Origin of the sequence: Pseudomonas sp. NPDC087803, assembly GCF_044742995.1 — a bacterium.
Classification (GTDB): domain Bacteria; phylum Pseudomonadota; class Gammaproteobacteria; order Pseudomonadales; family Pseudomonadaceae; genus Aquipseudomonas.
Genome location: NZ_JBIUVO010000029.1, coordinates 1 through 21,578 on the forward strand (window position 1 = coordinate 1; position 21,578 = coordinate 21,578).

The window sequence follows — 21,578 nt, forward strand, 5'->3', positions numbered from 1 at the left end:
AGCCATGCGTTCCGCGCGTTACATGATATTAGCCACTTACTCGGTGCTCATCGTGATGATGGAGGGCGCAGTCGTGCTGCCGCCAGTGTCGATCCTCAACGAAGAACAAGCGGCCTACCACTTCCTGTCCGGCTACACCGCGCTGGTGGGCTCGACTGAAATGGGTTCGGGCAGCGGCATCAAGTCGACCTTCTCCACCTGCTTCGGCGCACCGTTCTTCCCGCGTCCGGCTGGCGAATACGCCGAACTGCTGATCAAGCGCATCCGCGGCTTCGGCTCCAAGGTCTACCTGGTCAACACCGGCTGGACCGGCGGCGGCTACGGCGTCGGCAAACGCTTCAACATCCCGACCACCCGTGCGGTGATCGCTGCGATCCAGAGCGGCGCGCTGATCGGTGCAGCCACCGAGCACCTGGACACCATCAACCTCGATGTGCCACTGGCCGTACCGGGCGTTGAAACCAACCTGCTCAACCCACGCAACACCTGGGCTGACAAGGCTGCCTACGACGAAGCTGCCAAGGCGCTGGCCGGTCTGTTCATCGAGAACTTCAAGAAGTTCGAAGTGAGCGACGCGATCAAGGCTGCGGGTCCTAAGTTGTAAGATTGGTTTGTTGTGAACTAAAAAGCCGCCTCTTAGGGGCGGCTTTTTTGTGGGCATTAAAGGGGGCTAAACGCTGTTGCCATAAGGTCCTGTTCACGCTTGGATAGTCCCAATACACGTGCTACTTCCGGCCAGTTGCTGATCTCGGATTTAAAGTGCTCAATTATTTCTTCTGCATGTATCGAGCTCACTCGAAAATACCCCGCCACTTCCCTCGCCAGCTCCAGATCCAACGCGTTGTCAGCATCAGTGATGTTCAGCTTCAACCCATCTGCATGCGCTACGGGGTTCATGTCATACGCTGCCGACAAGCGCCATCCCCGACCGGGATCCAGAATAAATCCGTGATTACGCAGGTGGTCGTCGGTGTTGGATACCAGGATGTTGAAGACGATTCTCGACCATAACTCGCGAAGGTCTGCATTGGGCTCCGAACCGTGTTCCATGAGTACTTCCGCCAACTCAAGGTAGCTGGCGCCTGTTGAAGCGTCGTCGCCGTCGGTGCGGTTGGTCAGGGTCATGGCTGAGGCGAAGTGGTGGCGCCCACCGTGTTCGGTTCGGTCGAAGCGTTTGACCAGAAAACAGTGGTGGTCGCTCGCGTAACGTCGTGCCATGCCGGTTGCGACACGTAGCCCGCAGTTGACCGCCAAGGCGTTCACCAGCATTTCCCAGCCACCTACATCGTAGTCGTCTCGCGTACTGGGAAACTTGGCGATCCACAGTTGGCCATGCTCGTCGACCACACTGGCTTTTGGTCTGGCGCCGCCCAGTGAGCCACCCGGCGCGATGAGCATTCTTAGCCATTCGCGGCCATCGAGTGCGGTGTTGTCCGTGTCGTTTTCCAAGGCCAGACTCGCCTGTTCCAGCGCACGTAATTCAACAAAGGGTGGGGCAGCAACGCCATCGCGATCATCGAGAAAATTACCCTCGTCGTTGAGCTTGTAGCGGATGGCGCCGACGCGGAACTGGTCATGCACGCCAAGGAGATAGTCAGACTCGAATAGCTTGCTGCCCTTGGGAATCAAACCGTCTCGTGTATCCCTCTCCAGGCGCCGCTTCATTAGCAGTTGGCCCCAACGATCAGGGCTTGAGTCAGCGAAGACGCCAAAACGAGTCTGATGTTGACCAGGAAACTGACGTCCTTGAAAAAGTCCGATTCGTGGGTCCAGCTGTGTGAAGCTTAACTCGGGGTCGGCCAGCGCTACGGGATCGTATTCAAACTCGAATACGTTGGTATTGCGTGTCTTACGGGCATGCAGGAAGCCGAGACGCCTGGGGCCGTTCAACGATTCCCAATCTGCATAAACAGCGATCAGCGTCATTTTTCACCTGTCGTGGAGCGTGGCTTTTTCTTCTTCAACAGATTGGAGAGAGTGTGCGTGTTGATTGGAAAATCGTCCGGAAGTTTTGTTGTAGTAGCGGCATCGATGACGCTTGAAGTCTCGCTGTGATCGGATGCAGCTTTTTTTAACGCGCTGACTCCGCGTACTCGCTGTGGCTTTTTGATTGGGGATCTTGATGCAGGCATTAACTGAGCATCCTGTAGCTGTCGGCCCATTTCATCGGTCGCGGCAAGCTGATTCAGATCCTTTTCCAGGCCCAGCACCTGCATGACCGACAGATAAGCGCCGATGGTTACTCCTGATTCGCCTGACTCCAGATTGCGCAAGGTGGTCAGCGACATGCCTGACCGTTCAGCGACCTGCTTTGCCGTCAGCTTGCGGCGCAGACGAGCCAGCTTCAGCCGTTCGCCAAATTCCGACAGCAGTCGAGCGGAGGCGGGCAGAAGTGGCGCTGTTTTCTTGGCCATGTGGCAGTATTCCTTCATTTTTTTTCCTTAACTGCCAGAATAATAGCACTTAAGTAGAAGGTTGCCTCTTGGCGTGGAGTCGGCAATAACGGCTCCTGTTAACTGCCATTATTCAAGATTTTTTTCATGTAAACAGCCAGAATAATGCCACTTAAGCGCCGCAGATCACTCTCTGGGGTCAGCTAGTGTTGTGACGGTATCGATCAAGGATTTGCTGCCGAACAGGCAATGATTCAGCCGCATCGGCAGGCACCGTTTCAAAGCCTTCAATGCGTAAACTGGCGAGATAATTCGAGCGGTATACCTTGTCGTAATAGGCTTGTTTCTGCTGAAAAGTCAGCGTGTTCTTTTCAGATATTTTCGGAGCAAGGGGCGAGTTGCAGCGCTGCGCGTGCAAGATCTCGTCCATTTCCTGAACGCTTTCCATCAGTGCATCAAAAAACTCGCTCATGGTTGCTCCAATGTTTGATCACGTTTTTATTGATCGCTCTCAGGTGAGGCGGCAGAGCGATCCGAACATTGTCAATCTCAGGCCGGTTCTTTCCAGCCGAGCATCTGCTGCTGCGCGACCTGCAGCAGGTCACAGCCATCCTGCGTAAGCAGATACAGGGCGTGGGTGATGTGGGGAATGTCTTCGACGTCGGCTTGTTTGAAGCTGAGGCAGTAAAGGGTTTTCAGCAGGTCGCTGGAGGCGCGCAGGCGCTGGACGGCGCATTCGAGGATGTCTTGCGGGTTGGCCTCTGTGTCGATGATCAGGGGCTTGGTGTCGGTGAGGTTGGATTCGAGTGAGCGGTAGCGATCAGCGGGTAATTGATTCCATGTTTTCATTTTGTTGATCCTCAAATGCTCCAAGTGAAACCACCACATCGTGACCAAGCGACAGGAGGCGACTGTGTTCGGGTTGGTCAACCGGTGAGGATCGTGCACAGACCCGGCACACCCGAAGGTGTCCCAAACACAGCCACCATAAAACTGCAGGCAATTGAGTGCCGGCAGCATACAGCGGACGCGTCTGCACGATCCATTCAGGTGACCAAGCCCGAGCCGCTGATTGGCAGCGACAGTCACGACTATAGATTCGAGCTACCGGGTGGTGATAGGCGACAAGGTGTCTGTCCTTGTAGGAACGGGACGAACATCCGATAGGCAATGGCTGTAGGTTTTTTCGCTTTACGCCGATCGCCACCCAGTGCCTTCAACGAATATGCCGATACGCCGCCAGATCCAGCACGCTGGTGGTCAGTCCGCTGTCTGGTGCATAGATGCCACCCTTCACCGACGAGAACGGTACGCCCTTGCTGCCCAGCGATACGTAGCGTTCGCCCTGGTCCAGTTCGGTGAACCAGGTGTAGGAGCACTTTTCCATGGCCTTGTATTTCGCCGCGTCCCTGGCCATCGCGTCGCCGAAGTTTTTCAGGGTGGCGTCACTCAGGTTCAGGGTTTTGTTCAGTGGGGTGCCCCAGCGCTTGAGGCAGGTTTCCGCGAAGTGGCGTACGAACTGGCCGGGTTCGGCGAGTACTTTCGGACCGGCGTTGCCGTCAGCGGCAGCGTTGCCGACCAGGGTGGCGTGGCGACCGGGGATCGGGAAGATGTGTGTCCGGGTACCGGTGGCGGTTTGCGGGATGACGCAACTGAAACCTTTGGAGCGTTCGTCGCGGGCGTAGAAGCCGATGTACTCTTTGACGTTGCTGTTAAGTTTGACTCGATGCTCCTGAAAGTTGCCGATGCCCGGTACCGGATCAATTGCAAAGATGTTCACTGGAATGTTTTTCAATGCCGCGTCCTTGAACATGGCATTGGCCAGCATATGGCAACTGATGCCGCCGCGACTCCAACCGACCAGGTTCACTTGGGTGGGAATAACGCTGCCCTTGCGGAAAGTTTTAATGATCTGCTCCTGCAACTTCTGTTGGGTCACGCTGCGATCACCGTAGTTGTATTTACGCCAGAACCAGGTGCCTTCGTTTTTTACATCTTCGATGGGCACACCGGCGGCCTTGAGGCGGTTGTATTCGGCTTCGGTCAGTTGCTCACGCTGCCAGTCGCACTGGCCCTTGATGATGTTCATCGCGTGCAGCACGTTCTCTTCCCAGCCTTTGCCGAACAGGGTGCCGCTCATGCCGTAGTCGGCGGACTTGGTGAACAGTTCGTCGGCCTGCAGGTTGCTGGTGCCGGGGCCATCGACCACGATCCATTCGGCGAATTCGCGGCCGCTGTGGTGCGAGGCGAGTGTGGATACCAGTTCGCCGTCCCAATAGTTGGCGTTGGTGGTGTCGAACTTGGTAGAGCCGGTGCCACAAAAGAAAATAGTTACGGTTGTCATGATGTTGCTCTTGATTAATGTAAGAGCAAGCAGGCTAGTTTTAAACTTTCAATGTTTGAAGTTTTCAGTTGTTGCGTTATTTGTAGTTGTGGTTTTTACACGGGGTTGATTATTTGCAGTTTTGCTACTTCCAGTAGTTCACAGCCGTCCTGGGTCAATAAATAAAGCGCATTGACGATGTTGGGGATGTCTTTGACATCGGCCTGTTTGAAACACAAACAGTAAAGAGTCTCCAGCAGATCACTGGCTGCGCGCAGGCGCTGGTGCGCGGCATCCAGCAGATCACCGTGGCTGGCCGTGGTATCGATGACCAGCACCGGATTGTCGCTGTAAGTGGTTTTCAGGGGCTGGTAACGAGAGAGCAGCGGGTTTTGCCTGTTCATGGTGGGACGTGTCCTGTACGAAGTCGCTCCGGTGTTTTCAGTCGCGGCGGCCACTATAGAAGTGCGTGGCGAGCACTCACAAGAGCGCCGCAATGGACAGCGTTCGTAGGGGTTTTTCCGAGGATCGGGCATATGCCCTACAAGGTTTTGCAGCTTTTTCGAGGTGAAACCCCTAGCGCTGAAATTTCCCACGGGATTCACAGGCGTTTCGTGGCAAACCTCTGTATGGTGCGCGCCAGAATCCGTAGGACGTTTCCAAACGTCCGATACGTGCTTAAAGGGAATTGAGTATGCAGTGGCTACGTATGGCCTCGATTTTATTGCTGTGGGCCAGTGGTTGCCGTTTGGCCGTGGGGTCCGACGTCAGCAACGGCTGGGTGTTCGCTGACCTTGAACGCACCGGCTGGCCCGATGCGCTCTCCAGCCAGACCGGCATTGATACTGCCTCGCGTGCCGAGGTGTTGATGTTCGGCAAAACCCTGCTCGCCAGCGAAGCGCTGGATGAGGTCGGGCTGGAGCGGCGACTGGGTGTGCCGCATGTGCAGCTCAAGTCGATCCGGCAGGTGCGAGACGGTCTGTGGGATCGTTTGCTCAGCACCTATCGCCATGCCAGCGTGGACTGTGACGGGCAACCGTTCTGCCCGCGCGTGCGCAGTGTCGCGGAGCTGCGGCAGTTGGCGGCGGCCTTTACCGGTGACATCAGCCCGGCCCATGCGCTGTGGGCGAGCAAGAGTCAGGGCGTGCATGAGCAGGTGTTGAACGAGCAACTGCGGGTGGCGATTTTGCAACCCTGAGCCGATAAATTTGTATCGTTGTTGCGGGCCTCTTCGCGAGCAGCTCGCTCCTGCAGTGGAGCGAGTTGTCTGCATCATTGGCTGTATCATCCCGTATTGAATTGACCCCGGCCTTTTCTCGACTCGCTGCGATCGCCCGCTAGGCTGTTGGCATCACAGCGGTCAACGGAGTGACAGCGCATGCACAACACCCTGGAACAGGTTTTCGGTTATCCACAGTTTCGCCCCGGGCAGGAAACCGCGATCAGCGCGGTACTGGCGGGGCGCTCGGCGGCAGCGATTTTTCCCACCGGATCCGGCAAGTCGCTGTGCTATCAAGTGCCGGCACTGTTGCTGCCGCATTTGACCCTGGTGGTCTCGCCCCTGTTGGCGTTGATGCAAGATCAACTGGCGTTCCTCAAACGTCACGGCATCAGTGCCGGCAGCATCGATTCGGCACAAAGCCGCGATGACGCCAATGATGTGATGGCCCGCGCCCGTTCGGGTGAATTGAAGATTCTGATGATCTCGGTGGAGCGCCTGAAGAACGAGCGTTTCCGCAACTTTTTGCAGCAGGTGCCGATCTCGCTGCTGGTGGTGGACGAGGCGCACTGCATCTCGGAGTGGGGCCACAATTTCCGCCCCGACTATCTGAAGTTGCCGGACTACCAGCGCCAGTTCAACATCCCGCAAACGCTGCTGCTGACCGCCACGGCGACGCCGAAAGTGATCGCCGACATGCAGGCGAAATTCGCCATTGCCGCCGAAGATGTGGTGACCACCGGCTTCTACCGGCCCAACCTCAATCTGCTGGTGGAACCGGTGCGCGGTCAGGACAAGCGCAGGCGGCTGGTGGAGTGGATGAGCGAGCGCCCGGGCCAGCCGAGCATCGTCTACGTCACCCTGCAGAAAACCGCCGAGCACATCGCCGAGCACTTGGGGCGCAACGGCATACAGGCCGAGGCTTATCACGCCGGTTTGCCCAACGATCAGCGCGAGGCGATCCAGAAGCGCTTCATGGCCGGGCAGTCCAATTGCATTGTCGCCACCATCGCCTTCGGCATGGGCATCGACAAGAGCGACATCCGCAACGTGGTGCATTTCGACCTGCCCAAATCCATCGAGAACTACAGTCAGGAAATCGGTCGCGCCGGGAGGGACGGGCAGCCATCGGATTGTCTGGTGCTGGCCAACCGCGACAGCCTCAACGTGCTGGAAAACTTCGTCTACGGCGATACCCCGGAGCGCGAGGGGATTCGTTGTGTGCTGGAGGAAATGCAGGCGGCCGCGCCCGAAGGGCAGTGGGAATTTCTGCTCGGGCCGCTGGCTGATCAGAGCAACATTCGCACGTTGCCGCTGAAGACTTTGCTGGTGCAACTGGAGTTGCGTGGCCTGATCGCGCCGCGCTATGCGTATTACGCCGAATACCGTTTCAAATACCTGCTGGAGCCGCAAGCGCTGCTTGAGCGATTCGACGGTGAGCGCAGGGATTTTGTCGCGGCCATCATCCAGACCTCCAGCCGCGCACGGACCTGGGCCACGGTGAATTTCGAGGCGATGTACACGCAGTATTCGGCTGAGCGCAATCGGGTGGTGACGGCGCTGGATTATTTTCAGGAGAAGGGCTGGGTCGAGCTTGAGAGCAAGCAGATGACCGAGGTCTACAACGTGCTGCACAGCGACTTCGACAGCGCTGTTTTGAGTGCGGAGTTGCACGGGTATTTCACCCGGCATGAGCAGACTGAAGTCGCGCGGATTCACGCCATGCTCGAACTCTTCGCCACTGAACGCTGCCTGGGGTATCGCCTGGCCGAATACTTCGGCGACCACAACGCGCCCGAACATTGCGGGCATTGTTCGGTTTGCCACGGTGATGTTGCGCGGCTGCCGACGCCTCCCGAGTTGCCGGCGCTTGTGGATAAAAACTTCGCGACGCTGTGCGGTGATTTTATCCACAGGCACGAACAGCACACCGGCAATGTGCCGACGGCGGAGCGCCTGACGCGGTTTCTGTGCGGGATCAGTGTGCCGCTGTTTACCAAGCTCAAGGCGCGGACGATTTCCGGGTATGCGGCGCTGGAAGAGTATCCGTACGCAGAAGTCCGCAGTTGGGCTCAAGAGCATCTCTGATCTGTCTGTAGGAGCTGCCGAAGGCTGCGATCTTTTGATTTCGCTCTTGAAAATCAAGATCAAAAGATCGCAGCCTTCGGCAGCTCCTACAGGGTGCGGCTTCAGGGCGATTGGGGTTTATCCATGCGCTGAATGTCGCTCATCACGGTAATAAACTTCAAAAACGTCCAGTGCCTGACTATGGTGAAGGCTGTCTTCGGATCGCCAACAAGAGAACAACATGAGCCAGACATCCTTCGATATCCAGCAAGCTGCCGTGATCGGCGCAGGCACCATGGGCCGCGGCATTGTCATGTGCCTGGCCAATGCCGGCATCGCCGTGCAGTGGGTCGATAACAACCCACAGATGCTTGAGCAGGCGTTGACCTCGGTGGCCGACACTTATGCACACAACGTGCGCCAGGGCCGGATCGATCAGGCCGAGGCGGATGCGCGTATCGCGCGGGTCAGCGCGGCGGCGGATTATGCGGCGATCCGCAATGTCGATCTGGTGATCGAAGCGGTGTACGAAAACCTTGAGCTCAAGCAGAAGATCTTTCGCGAACTGGATGGCCTGCTCAAGCCTGAGGCACTGTTGGCGAGTAACACGTCGGCGCTGGATATCGACGCGATTGCCGCTGCAACAAAACGTCCGACGCAAGTGCTCGGCCTGCACTTCTTCAGCCCGGCGCACATCATGAAGCTGCTGGAAATCGTCCGTGGGGCGCAGACTGCGCCGGCCGTGCTGGAAGCGGCCCTGGCGCTGGGCAAGCGCATGGGCAAGGTCAGTGTGGTGTCGGGCAACTGCCACGGTTTTATCGGCAATCGCATGCTGCATCCGTATGTGCTGGAGGCACGCAAGATGCTGCTCGAAGGGGCTTTCCCGCAGCAGGTTGATGCGACATTGCAGGGCTTCGGGTTCGCCATGGGGCCGTTTCGCATGTACGACGTGGTCGGCATTGATCTGGAATGGCGTGCGCGCGAGTTGGCCGGCAAGGGCCAGGATGCGCCAGAGGTTCAGGTCGACAATCGCTTATGCGAGCTGGGGCGCTTCGGGCAGAAATCCGGCAACGGTTATTACCACTATGAGCCGGGCAGTCGTCAGGCCGAGCATGATCCTGAGGTGGATGCGCTGATATTGAGCGTCAGCGAAGGCCTCGGCTTTCAACGCCGGGAGATAGGGTCCGAGGAAATCCTCGAGCGGTGTCTTCTGGCGCTGGTCAACGAGGGCGCGAAAATTCTGCAGGAAGGCATTGCCGGATCGGCCCATGACATCGATCAGGTGTACCTCAATGGCTACGGCTTCCCGGCGGACAGAGGCGGCCCGATGGCCTGGGCGGACGATCAGGGGCTGGCAGACATTCACAAGCGCTTGCTGGCGCTGGAGACGCGCCAGGGCGATCAATGGCGGCCGGCGCCACTGATTGGCGAGTTGGCGGCGCGAGGGAAAGGTTTTTACCTTTAGACTGGGCGGAAACTCAAGGAATCGACACCGATGTCCAGCACCATGCCGCAACGCACCGATTACCCGCATTTCCAGCCGATCACCACCCGTTGGCACGACAACGATGCTTATGGGCACATCAACAATGTTACCTACTACAGCTTTTTCGATACCGCGGTGAACACTTACTTGATTCAGGTCGGTGGCCTGGATATCCACGATGGCGAGGTAGTGGGTTTCGTCGTGAGTTCATCTTGCGATTATTTCGCCTCGATCGCGTTCCCGGATCAGATCGAGATCGGTCTGCGAGTCGGCAAGCTGGGCAACAGTTCGGTGCAATATGAACTGGCGGTGTTCAAGGCTGGCGAAAGCGAGGCGTGTGCGGCGGGGCGTTTTGTCCATGTGTTTGTGGATCGGGCGAGCAATCAGCCGGTGCCGATTCCCGGCCGGTTGCGCCAGGCGCTGGAGCGTTTGCTGGTTTGATAACGCAAAAAAGATCGCAGCCTGCGGCAGCTCCTACAGGGTTCGACTGTAGGAGCTGCCGCAGGCTGCGATCTTTTGAACTGCTGCTGAAAAAGCTCAGCAATCAGCGGTGGTTGTAATACCGATGATGCTTGCGATGGCCGTAAGCATGGCCGCGACCACGGTGGTCGTCGCGGTAGTAGCGACGGTCGTCGCGACCACGATCGTAACGACGATCGTCTTCATTGCTCTTGTTGCCCATGTAGTTGCCCAGCGCGCCACCGGCGCCGCCACCTGCTGCCGCGCCGATCAGGCTGCCGGTGGTGCCGCCCATGCTGCGGCCGACCACGTTACCGCCGGCTGCGCCCAGCGCACCGCCAATGGCCGCTTCGCCACGGCTGTGTTTGTTGGCGCCAACCGCGCTACCACCCGCGCCGCCCAGGGCCGCGCCAATGGTTGAACCTGTGCTGCCGCCTAAAGACTGACCGACGACCGAGCCAAGAACCCCGCCCAATGCGCCGCCCACACCTGCTTCGGTGGTGCCTCCGGCAGAAGCGAAGCCACTGACCAGGCCAAGGGACAACAAGAGAATCGAGGAGAACTTCATAGAGGAGCCTCAAAGGGATGACGGCGCGATCCTGAGGCTCTGTATCAGGGCTGACAATCGAAATCCGACGAATAACACGACTTGTATACAATTCTGCAAGTTACTGTTTTGTATACGGAACTTAAGCGATTTTCGCCGGTCTTTAGCTACTTCGGACAGGCCGCTTTTGTGAAAAAGCGGCCTTTTTTGTGGGCGTTTGAAAGGTGCGCAGTACAAAGAATTTTGTTGAATGAGCCAGCGCTTTCGCGAGCAAGCCCGCTCCCACATTTGAAATGCATTCCAATGTGGGAGCGGGCTTGCTCGCGAAGGGGTCAGTCCAGGCACCGCATTACGCGGACTTGGCCATGATCAGCCCAGTTTCACTCGCCGCTTCAAGGCGAATCGCAATGAATTTCGAGGTTGGCGTATGGCTGCCATCCCCGGTGCTCTCCAGCGGTACCAGCGGATTCACTTCCGGGTAATACGCCGCTGCCTGCCCCGCAGGAATATCAAACGCCAGCAAGGTAAAGCCCTTGACCCGACGCTCACGGCCATCGTCCCAGATCGACACGATGTCGGCCTTCTGCCCCGGACGGAAGCCCAGGCGAATGATGTCGGCCTCGTTGGCGAACAGCACATCGCGCTGGCCCTTGACCCCGCGATAACGGTCGTCGAGGCCATAGATCGTGGTGTTGTACTGATCGTGGGAGCGCATCGATTGCAGGATCAGGTCTGGCAGTTGTCCGGTGGCGCGGGTGCGTTCATGCACCAGATCCTTCGGCAACATGTTCGCGCGGAAATTGGCGCGGCCCGACGGGGTGTTCCACTTGCGCGCACCCGCGCTGTTGCCGAGGTAGAAACCGCCCGGGTTCTTGACCTTCTCGTTGAAGTCCTTGAAGCCCGGAATGGTATCGGCGATCAGGTCGCGGATGCGCCGGTAATCGGCCACCAGCCAGTTCCAGTCCACCGGTTTGCTGCCCAGCGTGGCGGCGGCGATCCCGGCGATGATCGCCGGTTCCGAGCGCATCTGATTCGACAGCGGCTGCAACTGGCCGTTGGAGGCGTGGACCATGCTGAACGAGTCTTCCACGGTGACCGCTTGCGGGCCTTCGCTCTGGATGTCGATGTCGGTACGACCCAGGCACGGCAGGATCAGCGCATCTTTACCGTGGGCCAGATGGCTGCGGTTGAGCTTGGTGCTGATCTGCACGGTCAGGTCGCAATTGCTCAGCGCCGCGAAGGTGCGCGGGCTGTCCGGCGTGGCCTGGGCAAAGTTGCCGCCCAGACCGATGAAGACCTTGGCGCGGCCCTCGGCCATCGCATGGATCGCTTCGACCACGTTGTGCCCGTTGTCACGCGGCACCTTGAACTGGAAGCGCCGCTCAAGGGAATCGAGGAACGCCACTGGCGGACGCTCGTTGATGCCCATGGTGCGGTCGCCCTGCACGTTACTGTGGCCGCGCACCGGGCACAGGCCGGCGCCGGGTTTGCCGACGTTGCCGCGCAGCAGCATCAGGTTGGCGATTTCCTGGATGGTCGGCACCGAGTGGCGGTGCTGAGTGATGCCCATCGCCCAGCACATGATCACGTTCTTGCCTTTGGCGTACATGCGCGCCGCTTGCTCGATCTCCACCAGGGTCAGGCCGGACTGCGCGACGATCTGCTCCCACGGCGTGTCATCGACCACGCCCAGATACTCCAGCACGTTGGCGCTGTGGGCGTTGAGGAAATCATGATCGAACACTGCCGGCGTGCCGGCCTTCTGCGCATCGCGTTCCCATTGCAGGAGGAACTTGGCCATGCCGCGCAGCACCGCCATGTCGCCGCCCAACGCCGGACGGAAATACGCGGTGTTGGTCGGCTTGTCGCCGTTGGTGAGCATTTCGATCGGGTGCTGCGGGTGCTGGAAGCGTTCCAGACCACGCTCCTTGAGCGGGTTGATGCACACCACTTGCGCGCCGCGCTTCACCGCTTCACGCAGCGGTTCGAGCATCCGTGGGTGGTTGGTGCCGGGGTTCTGGCCCCAGACGAAAATCGCGTCGGCGTGTTCGAAGTCGTCGAAGGTCACGGTGCCTTTGCCGACGCCAACACTCTGCGCCAGCGCCACACCGCTGGCCTCGTGGCACATGTTCGAGCAGTCCGGGAAGTTGTTGGTGCCGTAGGCGCGCACGAACAGCTGATAAAGATACGCCGCTTCGTTGCTGGCCCGGCCCGAGGTATAGAACTCGGCTTGATCGGGGCTCGCCAGCGCTTGCAGGTGTTTGCCGATCAGGGCGAAGGCATCATCCCAGGCGATCGGTTTGTAGCGATCGGTCTCGGCGTCATAGACCATCGGTTCGGTCAGGCGGCCCTGATATTCGAGCCAGTAGTCGCTCTGTTCCAGCAGCGAAGTGACGCTGTGTTTGGCGAAAAACTTGCCGTCCACCCGACGTTTGGTCGCCTCCCAGTTCACCGCTTTGGCGCCGTTCTCGCAGAACTTGACCATGCCGCTTTCCGGCGAATCGCCCCAGGCGCAGCCCGGGCAGTCGAAGCCGCCGTTCTGGTTGGTCTTGAGCATCATGCGCAGGTTTTTCAGCGCGTTGTCGCTGGTCAACCAGGCCTGGGCCACGCTGATCAGCGCACCCCAGCCACCGGCGGCACCCTTGTAGGGCTTGTAGCGCGGGACGGGTTTCTGGTCGGCTTGATGATGTTGGCTCACGCTTGATTCTCCATCGCTGGGCTGTAGACCCGCGGCGCATTTTTCTGCGGCAGGTGGATGAGATTGAGGTTGTGACGACGGGCCCATTGCACGGCAAGGCCCGTGGGCGCGGACAGGCTGACCAGAGTCTGGATGCCGGCGCGCAAAACTTTCTGGATCAATTCGAGACTGCAACGGCTGGTGACAATCGCCAGGCCGCCTGCGGTGGAAATCTTCTGGCGGATCAGCCCGCCGATCAGTTTGTCGAGGGCGTTGTGCCGTCCGATGTCTTCACGGCCCAGCAGCAATTCACCGCTGGCGCTCATGAACACCGCCGCGTGGACCGCGCCGCAGTGCTGGCCGAGGGGCTGAAAGGCGCCGATGCGCTGGCGCAGACCGTCGAGCCATGCGGCGGGCGGCAACGGGGCGCCGGGTAAGATTTGCAGATCGGGCAAGGCTTGCTCGACGGCTTCAACGCCGCACAGGCCGCAGCCGCTGGTGCCGGCCAATTGTCGGCGCTGTTGCTTGAGGTTCCAGAACGCGCGGTTGGCGATGGTCACCTGCGCGTATTGCGCCGAGCCCGCGCCGGTCAGTTGCAGGTCATAAATGTCGCTGGCGTCTTCGATGATGCCGCTGCCGAGGCTGAAGCCGACGATGAAGTCTTCCAGATCGGTCGGCGTCACCAGCATCACCGCCTGACTGATGCCGTTGTAGGCGATCGCCAACGCGACTTCCTCGGCGAGCGCGGTGCTGGCCGATTCCACGAGGGGCAGATCGCTGTAGCTGTAGGTCTGGCTGGCGGCGGGCGCGGGCGTTTCGAGTGCAGGCGCCGCGCAAGTTGGGCGCTTGGCGTTCATGGCATCACCGACGGATTGATCAACATTAAGACTAGGCGCGGCAACTTGTCGCGTCTAATCGCTACTGTCGATCTATTGATAGACGCCGTCGATCAAGGCGTTGTCGGTGATGCCTGATACAGCGCGAAACAGGCCTCGGCCAAGGCCGAACGCGGTGCCCCGCGCCGCATGATCAGGCCCAGTGGCGCGAGGGTCTGGGCGTTTGCGATCGGTTGCAGGCGCAGGTGATCGGTGAGTTTTTCCAGGCCCCCCTCCAGCGGCATCACCGCGCAGCAGAAACCGCCATGCACAGCTTGTAACAATTGATGCACGGCATCGGTTTGCAGCAGCGGCTGCGGGGACAGGCCCCGGCTGTGGAAGTTGTGGTCGATGGATTGGCGGAAATGCATGCCGCTGGTGAGCATGCCCAATGGCAACTCGATCAGCGACTCCCAACTCAACGGTGCCTCGCCGAAAGTGAAAGAGCGCTGGTCGTAGAGCAGGCCCATGCGGGTCTCGCTGAAGGCCAGCGACTCGAAACGTTGGTGATCCAGCCGATCGAGGTACGACACGCCGATGTCGATACGGTTGTTCGCCAGGTGTTCGAGGATCTGCTCGGAGCTCAGCGCCGACAGTTCGAAGCGCAGGTTCGGGTGCGCGGCGTGCAGGCGTTGCATCAGTGGCAGCGGATCGAAGCTCGACAACGGCACCACCCCCAGACGCAGCGTACCGATCAGGTTGCCGCGACAGGCCGCCGCTTCCGCCTGCAACCCGTCGTAAGCCGCCAGCACCGAGCGTGCCCACGCCAGCACCCGCTCGCCCGGCGCGGTAAAGCCTTCGAAGCGCTGGCCGCGATTGACCAGCGGCAGATCGAGTTCTTCTTCAAGGCTGCGCAGGCGCATCGACAAGGTCGGCTGGGTGATGTGGCAGCGCGCGGCGGCCTGGCCGAAGTGGCGGGTTTCGTCGAGGGCGATGAGGAATTTCAGCTGCTTGATGTCCATCGTCGCTCCGGAAGGTGTTGGCGGGGTGGGCGATTCTAACGCCTGCGCAGGGGAGGGGTCATTGGTCGGGCTGGAACCGGGTTTGGCAAAGGTGGTCTAGGCTTTGACGTCTGACCCTTTAATTCCATGGAGAGAAACACGATGAGCCTATTCAGCTTTATCAAAGAAGCCGGTGAGAAAATCCTCGATGCGCTGACGCCAGACAAGGCTCAGGCGAATGGCGAGGCGCTGACCAAGCACGTGCAGGACGCGCTGTCGGGGATTGATACCTCGAAAATCCAGGTCAAGGTCGAGGGCGAGAAAGTCATCGCCACCGGTGAGGCTGCGACTCAGGAAGAGAAGGAAAAAATTCTCTTGGCATTGGGCAATGTCGCCGGCGTCAGCGGTGTGGATGATCAGATCACCGTAGCAGCCGGCGAGGCCAAGGAAGCGAAGTTTGTCGAAGTCGAGAAGGGCGACACGCTGAGTGCGATTTCCAAGCGCGTGTATGGCGATGCCAACAAGTACAACAAGATTTTCGAGGCGAACAAGCCGCTGCTCAAGGATCCAAACAAAATCTACCCGGGCCAGAAACTACGTATCCCTGAATAACTCACACCCCCTGTAGGCGCTGCCGCAGGCTGCGATCTTTTGACCTTGAAACAAGATCAAAAGATCGCAGCCTGCGGCAGCGCCTACAGGAAATCAGAGTTCCAGAATCAGATCGCGGTAGTCCTCGACCGCCGCAAACTCGGCGGTGTCCTTCGGCCCTTTGCGGCTGTCCGGCTCTTTGACCGCCAACAGGTGCGCCACGCCAAAATCCCGCGCACTGCGCAGGATCGGCAAGGTGTCATCAATGAACAGACTGCGCGCCGGGTTAAAAGCGATATCCGCCTGCAAGGCCTCCCAGAACTGCGGGTTCTCCTTGGGATACCCGTAATCGTGGGAGCTGATCAGCCGCTCGAAGTACGGCGCCAGTTCGATCCGTTCCAGCTTCAGCGACAGCGAATCACGGTGGGCGTTGGTGATCATGATCACCCGTTTGCCGGCGCGTTTGATCGCTTGCAGAAAGGTATCGGCGTCCGGGCGCAGGGCGATCAGGTGCGCGGTTTCCAGTTTCAACTCACGCACCGACAGCTTCAGCTCGGCACTCCAGAAATCCAGGCAGTACCACTGCAACTGACCGGCATGGCGCTCGAACAGCGGCTGCAGTTCCATTTCGGCCATGGCGCGGCTTACGCCGTGCAGTTCGGCGTAGCGTTGCGGCAGGTGTTCCAGCCAGAAATGGTTGTCGAAGTGCAGATCCAGCAGCGTACCGTCCATGTCCAGCAGGACGGTATCGATGTCAGACCACGGTAAAGAAGGCATGGCAACGTCTCGAGCGGTAGAAAGATATCCGACACAAACAATCGGGAAAGCCACGTTATAGTAGCGCGTTCACGCCAAGGAGCTTTGCATGCGCCAGAAACCCACTGTACTCGCCCGCGAGATCGTCGCCACCAGTCGTCTGTTTTGCGTGGAAGAACTCAAGCTGCGTTTTTCCAATGGCGTGGAGCGCACTTACGAGCGTCTGGTCGGCAAAGGCGCGGGCTATGGCGCAGTGATGATCGTGGCAATGCTCGATAGCGAACACGCGGTGCTGGTCGAGGAATACTGCGGCGGCACTGATGCGTACGAATTGTCGCTGCCCAAGGGCTTGATCGAGCCGGGTGAGGATGTGCTGGCGGCGGCCGAGCGCGAGCTCAAGGAAGAGGCCGGATATGGCGCCCGCCAACTGGAACATCTGACCGAGCTGTCGCTGTCGCCCGGTTACATGAGCCAGAAGATCCAGGTGGTGCTGGCCACCGATCTGTATGAAGAGCGGCTGGAGGGCGACGAGCCCGAGCCGATGCGGGTCGACAAGGTCAATCTGCGTGAACTGGCAGCGCTGGCGCAGAACCCGCAATTTACCGAAGGCCGTGCCCTGGCGGCTTTGTACCTGACCCGCGATCTGCTGAGCCAGCGCGGGTATTTTCAGTCATGAGTGAGATGTCGATGAATTTTCCCCATCCGTTGATGGCGCCAGTGGTTACGCTGGCATTGCAGGCAGGCGAGGCGATCCTGCCGTTCTGGCGCGCCGATGTGGCGGTTACGGCCAAGTCCGATGACTCGCCGGTGACGGCGGCAGACCTGGCCGCGCACCATCTGATCGTCGCCGGGCTGGTGGCGCTCGATCCGAGCATTCCGGTGCTGTCCGAAGAGGACGCCGATATCCCGCAGAGCGTGCGCGCCGGCTGGCAGCGCTGGTGGCTGGTGGACCCGCTGGATGGCACAAAAGAGTTCATCAGCGGCAGTGAGGAATTCACCGTGAACATCGCGCTGATCGAAAACGGTCGGGTGGTGTTTGGCGTGGTGTCGATGCCAACCAATGGGCGTTTCTATGTCGGCGGTGCGGGGCTCGGCGCGTGGCGTGGGGATAAAGGTGGCTCGCCGGTGGCGATTCAGGTGCGTGACGTACTCGCCGCTGGTGAAGCGTTCACCGTGGTGGCGAGCCGTCGGCATTCCAGTCCGGAGCAGGAGCGTCTGCTCGCTGGTTTGAGCGCCAGCCTGGGCGAGTTGCAACTGACGAATATCGGCAGTTCGTTGAAATTCTGTCTGTTGGCCGAAGGGGCGGCGGATTGCTATCCGCGACTGGCGCCGACTTCGCAGTGGGATACCGCGGCAGCACAGGGTGTGCTTGAAGGTGCGGGCGGTGAGGTGGTGGATCTGCAGGGCGAAGCGTTCTGTTATCCGGCGCGGGAATCGCTGCTCAATGAATTCTTTCTGGCGCTGCCGGCGAAAGCGGCGTGGCGTTCAAGACTGTTGGAGCTGGCGCGCTCATAAGATCAAAAGATCGCAGCCTGCGGCAGCTCCTACAGGGAAATGCGAAACCCGTGTTGGAGCTGCCGCAGGCTGCGATCTTTTGCTTCAGCGGTGCAGAACGTATTGCCCGCTGAACGTCACCGCATCCTCTTCACTCCCGGCGTTGACGATCCGCGTATCGAGCGTCAACCGTGCGCGTCCATAACGCTGATACATCGCCAAAAACTTGTTCCAGACCGCCGCTTGCGGTGGCGGACAAATCGCCGTGGCATCACCGGTCACGGGCAGCGGATAGCTGATCTGCCCCTGCTGAATCACGATGTGCCCGTCTTCGATGCCTTCTTCCTTCAGGCGCAAATGCAGCCAGCCCCAACCCGCCAGCACCGCGCCGCAATACAGACTGCCGCCGAACATGGTGCTCTTGTGATTGACGTTCGGCTCCAGCGGCAGGTGCAGGCTTAACTGCTGCTCGTGCCAGGCGAGAACCCTGAGGCCCATCTCGCGGGTCAGCGGAATGTCGTGATGCAGCACCGATTCCAGATAGCGACTGTCGCGGCTCATTCGGCTTCGTCTCCATGGGCGCCACTGTCGGCAAAATTCAAACCGTGCTTGCGCAGTTTGTCGTGCAGGGTCTTGCGCGGAATACCCAGAGCTTCGGCGAGGCTGCGCACCGAGCTGTGCGAGCGCGCCAGCTCGGCGGCAATCAACGACTTCTCGAAGTTTTCCACTTGCTCGCTGAGCCCGCCACTGATGACTTCCACGCTGTTGCCGCTGCCTTCGACGCCACTGTTGTCCAGCGCCAGCTCCAGACCGAGGGCGAAACGCTCGGCAGCGTTCTGCAGTTCGCGCACGTTGCCCGGCCAGGTGTGGCGCAGCAGCAAGGCACGTTGCGCCGGTTGCAGTTCGTGCGGCGGCAAGCCATGCCGGGCGCTGGCTTCATCGGCGTAATGCTGGAACAGCACCAGCGCGTCTTCGCCACGTTCGCGCAGCGGCGGAATGCGCAGTGGTGCGACGTTCAGGCGATAGTACAAGTCGGCGCGGAAACGCCCTTGATCGGCGGCCTGACGCAGGTCTTCCTTGGTTGCGGCGATGACCCGGATGTCCAGCGGGATCAGTTGATTGCCACCCAGCCGTTCGACCACACGCTCTTGCAGCATGCGCAGCAGTTTCACTTGCACGTCCATGCTCATGCTTTCGATTTCATCGAGGAACAGCGTGCCGCCGTTGGCGAATTCGAACTTGCCGATGCGGCGTTTTTGCGCGCCAGTAAACGCGCCCGGCTCATGCCCGAACAGTTCGCTTTCGACCACCGATTCCGCCAGTGCCCCGGCGTTGATCGCCACGAACGGGCCGTTACGGCGGCTCGACAAGTCGTGCAGCGCACGGGCCACGACTTCTTTGCCGGCGCCGGTTTCACCGAGGATCAGCACGTCAGCCTTGGTCGCCGCCAGCGCGCCGATCTGCTCGCGCAGGCGCAGCATCGGCGCCGAGTGGCCGACCAGTCTTGCGCTCAGTTCGTTGCGATCGCTCAGGGCCAGACGCAGGCTGCGGTTGTCCAGCACCAGCCGGCGCAGGGCCAGGGCGCGGCGCACGCTGTCGAGCAGCGCGTCACTGGCGAACGGTTTTTCCAGAAAGTCATAGGCACCGGCACGCATCGCCTGCACCGCCAGCGGCACATCGCCGTGGCCGGTGATCAGCAGCACCGGCAGCTCCGGATCCTGCGCATGCAATTCGCGCAACAGCTCCAGGCCGTCCATGCCCGGCATGCGGATGTCGCTGACCACCACGCCGGGCCAGTCACGCTCCAGTTGTCCGGCCAGACCTTTGGCTTCGGACAACGGGAGGATTTTCAGCCCGGCCAGGTCCAGGGTCTGGCCGAGGGCCTGACGCAGGTGCGGATCGTCGTCGATCAACACCACCTGAATGCGATTGTCGATGGTCATGCACTTCGATCCTCGGACGGTTGCAGGCTGACCCCGGGCGCGCCGGCGCGCAGCCGCAGGGTGATCAAGGCGCCACCTTGCTTGTGGTTGGCGAACGACAGTTCACCGCCGAAGGCGCGCATCAGGGTTTCACAGATGGCCAGCCCCAGGCCAAGGCCCTGAGTGCGGGTCTTGGTGGTGTAGAAGGGCTCGCTGGCGCGGCCGAGGGCTTCCATGCAAAAGCCCGGGCCGTTGTCGCGAATGTACAGATTGACGCCCTCGGCAGTGGATTCGGCACTCAGCCACAGTTTGCGCGGCGGGCCTTTTTCGGTCAGCGCATCGAGGGCGTTGGCCAGCAGGTTGCCGAGCACCTGACGCAGACGGGTTTCCCCGGCCTCGACCCACAGCGTGGCGGCCGGCAGGTCGCGGATCAGCTCGACTTCCATGCTGCGGCGCCGTTTGGCCAGCAACGCCAGCGCATCGTCCAGCGCCGGTTGCAGGGCGACGCTTTCCGGGGCATGGCGATCGCGGCGGGCGAAGGCCCGCAGGTGGGCGATGATCGAGGCCATGCGCCCGGTCAGTTCGCTGATCAGTTTGAGGTTGCCGCGAGCATCGTCGGTGCGTTGATGATCGAGCAGCACTTCGGCGTTTTCCGCGTAGCTGCGAATCGCCGCCAACGGCTGATTGAGTTCGTGGCTGATGCTCGCCGACATGGTGCCCAGTGCCGAGAGTTTGCCGGCCTGGACCAGATCGTCCTGGGCGCGCACCAGTTCCTGCTGGGCCTGTTCACGCTCCAGTACTTCCTGCTTGAGGCGGCGGTTGAGGCCTTCCAGATCGCTGGTCCGTTCGGCCACCCGGCCTTCCAGTTCACGACGGGCCTTGGCTTCGAAGGCGATGCGTTCCAGATAATGCCGGCGGCGCTGCATCATCAGGCCCAGCAACAGCATCACCACCAGCAGCGTGGCGCCGCCGATTGCCACCACGGTGCGCACCGGACGGTCGATCAGCGTGCGCGGGGCGAGGATGCTGACGCTCCAGCCGGTTTCGGCGATGTTCACGGTTTGCGTCAGCCAGGCGTTGGGGCTGAGGTTCAGCGGACGCGGCTCGCGGGTCGGATAAGGCTGGATCGCGGTGATCGCCGAGCGCTCGGGCTCGCTCAAGGTACGGGTTGAGCGGAAGCGCCATTCCGGGCGCGAGGTGAGAATCACCACGCCGTTATGGTCGGTCACCAGCAGTTGTTCCGGGGTTTTGCCCCACAGGCTTTCGGTGTGATCGAGGTCGACCTTGATCACCAGCACGCCGATGATTTTTTCGCCGTTGCGCACTGCCGCGGCGAAGAAATAACCGCGTTTGGCCGAAGTAGTGCCGAGGCCGAAGAAACGCCCCAGACGTCCGGCCATGGCTTCGCTGAAATAGGGACGGAAAGCAAAATTGCGGCCGACGAAACTGTCGTGTTTGTCCCAGTTCGAGGCTGCGAGGGTCTGGCCGCTGGTGTCCATCAGGTACATGACTTCGGCGCCGGTCTGCGCCGCGATGTTTTTCAGCAGGCGATTGGCGTTGCCTTGGGTGACACCGTCGTCCGGTGCGCCGAGCACGGCACGCAGGGCCGGCAGGTCGCCGAGAATCTGCGGCAACACTTCATAACGGTGCAGGGTGCCGAGCAGGTTGGCGACGTAGAGGTCGAGGGTCTGGCGGTTTTGCCCGGCCAGTTCACTGCGGTAATAGCGCTCGGCAAGATGTTCCAGCGGCCACAGCAGCGGCGCCAGACACAGGGCCAGCAGGGCGAGGCTGCGCCAGCGGGGTCTGCGGGGAAGGGTAGGTTTCATGA

Annotated in this window: 22 protein-coding genes; 8 read left to right on the forward strand and 14 right to left on the reverse strand. The window is 60.3% G+C overall.

The genetic code is table 11. From position 1 onward, the window contains the following. The coding region (locus tag ACIOUG_RS15700; protein WP_401066820.1) for a phosphoenolpyruvate carboxykinase (ATP) at positions 1-604 on the forward strand (604 nt) is incomplete at its 5' end. Positions 605-660: 56 nt separating this feature from the next. Here the strand turns inward: ACIOUG_RS15700 and ACIOUG_RS15705 are convergent. The 6 genes from ACIOUG_RS15705 to ACIOUG_RS15730 all read right to left on the reverse strand — a co-directional run bounded on the left by ACIOUG_RS15705 (position 661) and on the right by ACIOUG_RS15730 (position 5,120). Continuing rightward, complete coding sequence (locus ACIOUG_RS15705) at positions 661-1,926, reverse strand: type II toxin-antitoxin system HipA family toxin (RefSeq protein ID WP_401066822.1); 1,266 nt, start codon at positions 1,924-1,926, stop codon at positions 661-663. Further along, the gene (locus ACIOUG_RS15710) at positions 1,923-2,414 is read right to left on the reverse strand and encodes a helix-turn-helix domain-containing protein (RefSeq protein WP_401066823.1); all 492 of its coding nucleotides are present in this window, start codon (positions 2,412-2,414) and stop codon (positions 1,923-1,925) included. The genes ACIOUG_RS15705 and ACIOUG_RS15710 overlap by 4 nt, the downstream gene beginning before the upstream one ends. 178 nt (positions 2,415-2,592) lie before the next feature. After that, the gene (locus tag ACIOUG_RS15715; protein WP_400498785.1) at positions 2,593-2,754 is read right to left on the reverse strand and encodes a YhfG family protein; all 162 of its coding nucleotides are present in this window, start codon (positions 2,752-2,754) and stop codon (positions 2,593-2,595) included. Positions 2,755-2,942: 188 nt separating this feature from the next. Beyond that, the gene (locus ACIOUG_RS15720) at positions 2,943-3,242 is read right to left on the reverse strand and encodes a hypothetical protein (RefSeq protein WP_401066824.1); all 300 of its coding nucleotides are present in this window, start codon (positions 3,240-3,242) and stop codon (positions 2,943-2,945) included. Between the two features lie 367 nt (positions 3,243-3,609). After that, complete coding sequence (locus ACIOUG_RS15725; protein WP_401066825.1) at positions 3,610-4,737, reverse strand: hypothetical protein; 1,128 nt, start codon at positions 4,735-4,737, stop codon at positions 3,610-3,612. Between the two features lie 95 nt (positions 4,738-4,832). Beyond that, positions 4,833-5,120, reverse strand: a complete 288-nt coding sequence (locus ACIOUG_RS15730; RefSeq protein WP_401066827.1) for a hypothetical protein — start codon at positions 5,118-5,120, stop codon at positions 4,833-4,835. Between the two features lie 290 nt (positions 5,121-5,410). Between ACIOUG_RS15730 and ACIOUG_RS15735 the strand changes: the two genes are divergently transcribed. The 4 genes from ACIOUG_RS15735 to ACIOUG_RS15750 all read left to right on the forward strand — a co-directional run bounded on the left by ACIOUG_RS15735 (position 5,411) and on the right by ACIOUG_RS15750 (position 9,929). Further along, complete coding sequence (locus ACIOUG_RS15735; RefSeq protein ID WP_401066828.1) at positions 5,411-5,914, forward strand: polysaccharide deacetylase; 504 nt, start codon at positions 5,411-5,413, stop codon at positions 5,912-5,914. A gap of 180 nt (positions 5,915-6,094) precedes the next feature. Then, positions 6,095-8,023, forward strand: coding sequence for an ATP-dependent DNA helicase RecQ (locus tag ACIOUG_RS15740; protein ID WP_401066830.1), 1,929 nt, complete (start codon positions 6,095-6,097; stop codon positions 8,021-8,023). 220 nt (positions 8,024-8,243) lie between these two features. After that, positions 8,244-9,467, forward strand: a complete 1,224-nt coding sequence (locus ACIOUG_RS15745) for a 3-hydroxyacyl-CoA dehydrogenase NAD-binding domain-containing protein (protein WP_401066831.1) — start codon at positions 8,244-8,246, stop codon at positions 9,465-9,467. Positions 9,468-9,497: 30 nt separating this feature from the next. Next, positions 9,498-9,929: an acyl-CoA thioesterase gene (locus ACIOUG_RS15750; protein WP_401066833.1), complete on the forward strand. Its 432-nt coding sequence runs from the start codon at positions 9,498-9,500 to the stop codon at positions 9,927-9,929. A 103-nt stretch (positions 9,930-10,032) separates the two neighbouring features. Here ACIOUG_RS15750 and ACIOUG_RS15755 read toward each other — a convergent pair whose 3' ends face one another. The 4 genes from ACIOUG_RS15755 to ACIOUG_RS15770 all read right to left on the reverse strand — a co-directional run bounded on the left by ACIOUG_RS15755 (position 10,033) and on the right by ACIOUG_RS15770 (position 15,008). Further along, positions 10,033-10,515, reverse strand: coding sequence for a glycine zipper domain-containing protein (locus ACIOUG_RS15755; protein ID WP_003220670.1), 483 nt, complete (start codon positions 10,513-10,515; stop codon positions 10,033-10,035). A gap of 328 nt (positions 10,516-10,843) precedes the next feature. Then, a complete protein-coding gene (locus ACIOUG_RS15760) occupies positions 10,844-13,192 on the reverse strand; it encodes an FdhF/YdeP family oxidoreductase (protein ID WP_401066835.1) in 2,349 nt (782 codons plus the stop codon). Then, a complete protein-coding gene (gene fdhD / locus ACIOUG_RS15765) occupies positions 13,189-14,028 on the reverse strand; it encodes a formate dehydrogenase accessory sulfurtransferase FdhD (RefSeq protein ID WP_401066836.1) in 840 nt (279 codons plus the stop codon). Before fdhD ends, ACIOUG_RS15760 begins: the two co-directional genes overlap by 4 nt. Before the next feature lie 92 nt (positions 14,029-14,120). After that, on the reverse strand, positions 14,121-15,008 hold the full coding sequence (locus ACIOUG_RS15770; protein ID WP_401066838.1) for a LysR family transcriptional regulator: 888 nt from the start codon (positions 15,006-15,008) through the stop codon (positions 14,121-14,123). A 141-nt stretch (positions 15,009-15,149) separates the two neighbouring features. On the opposite strand from ACIOUG_RS15770, the gene lysM reads away from it, so the two are divergent. Then, the gene (gene lysM, locus ACIOUG_RS15775) at positions 15,150-15,599 is read left to right on the forward strand and encodes a peptidoglycan-binding protein LysM (protein WP_401066839.1); all 450 of its coding nucleotides are present in this window, start codon (positions 15,150-15,152) and stop codon (positions 15,597-15,599) included. Positions 15,600-15,692: 93 nt separating this feature from the next. On the opposite strand, the gene yrfG is transcribed toward lysM, so the two are convergent. After that, complete coding sequence (gene yrfG, locus ACIOUG_RS15780) at positions 15,693-16,355, reverse strand: GMP/IMP nucleotidase (protein ID WP_401066840.1); 663 nt, start codon at positions 16,353-16,355, stop codon at positions 15,693-15,695. An 88-nt stretch (positions 16,356-16,443) separates the two neighbouring features. On the opposite strand from yrfG, the gene nudE reads away from it, so the two are divergent. Both nudE and cysQ read left to right on the forward strand, forming a co-directional pair. Continuing rightward, entirely contained in the window at positions 16,444-17,010 is a 567-nt protein-coding gene (gene nudE, locus ACIOUG_RS15785) for an ADP compounds hydrolase NudE (protein ID WP_401066842.1), read from the forward strand. 5 nt (positions 17,011-17,015) lie between these two features. Beyond that, complete coding sequence (gene cysQ, locus ACIOUG_RS15790) at positions 17,016-17,849, forward strand: 3'(2'),5'-bisphosphate nucleotidase CysQ (RefSeq protein ID WP_401066884.1); 834 nt, start codon at positions 17,016-17,018, stop codon at positions 17,847-17,849. An 84-nt stretch (positions 17,850-17,933) separates the two neighbouring features. On the opposite strand, the gene ACIOUG_RS15795 is transcribed toward cysQ, so the two are convergent. Genes ACIOUG_RS15795 through ACIOUG_RS15805 form a run of 3 tightly spaced genes read right to left on the reverse strand, consistent with a single transcriptional unit; the run spans position 17,934 to position 21,576 of the window. Continuing rightward, positions 17,934-18,389 (reverse strand): YiiD C-terminal domain-containing protein, encoded by a 456-nt coding sequence (locus ACIOUG_RS15795; RefSeq protein ID WP_401066844.1) that lies wholly within the window; start codon positions 18,387-18,389, stop codon positions 17,934-17,936. Continuing rightward, entirely contained in the window at positions 18,386-19,771 is a 1,386-nt protein-coding gene (locus ACIOUG_RS15800) for a sigma-54-dependent transcriptional regulator (protein WP_401066845.1), read from the reverse strand. Before ACIOUG_RS15800 ends, ACIOUG_RS15795 begins: the two co-directional genes overlap by 4 nt. Beyond that, positions 19,768-21,576 carry an ATP-binding protein gene (locus ACIOUG_RS15805; protein ID WP_401066846.1) on the reverse strand — a complete coding sequence of 603 codons (1,809 nt, stop codon included), beginning with the start codon at positions 21,574-21,576 and terminating at the stop codon, positions 19,768-19,770. Before ACIOUG_RS15805 ends, ACIOUG_RS15800 begins: the two co-directional genes overlap by 4 nt. Positions 21,577-21,578 lie beyond the last annotated feature (2 nt).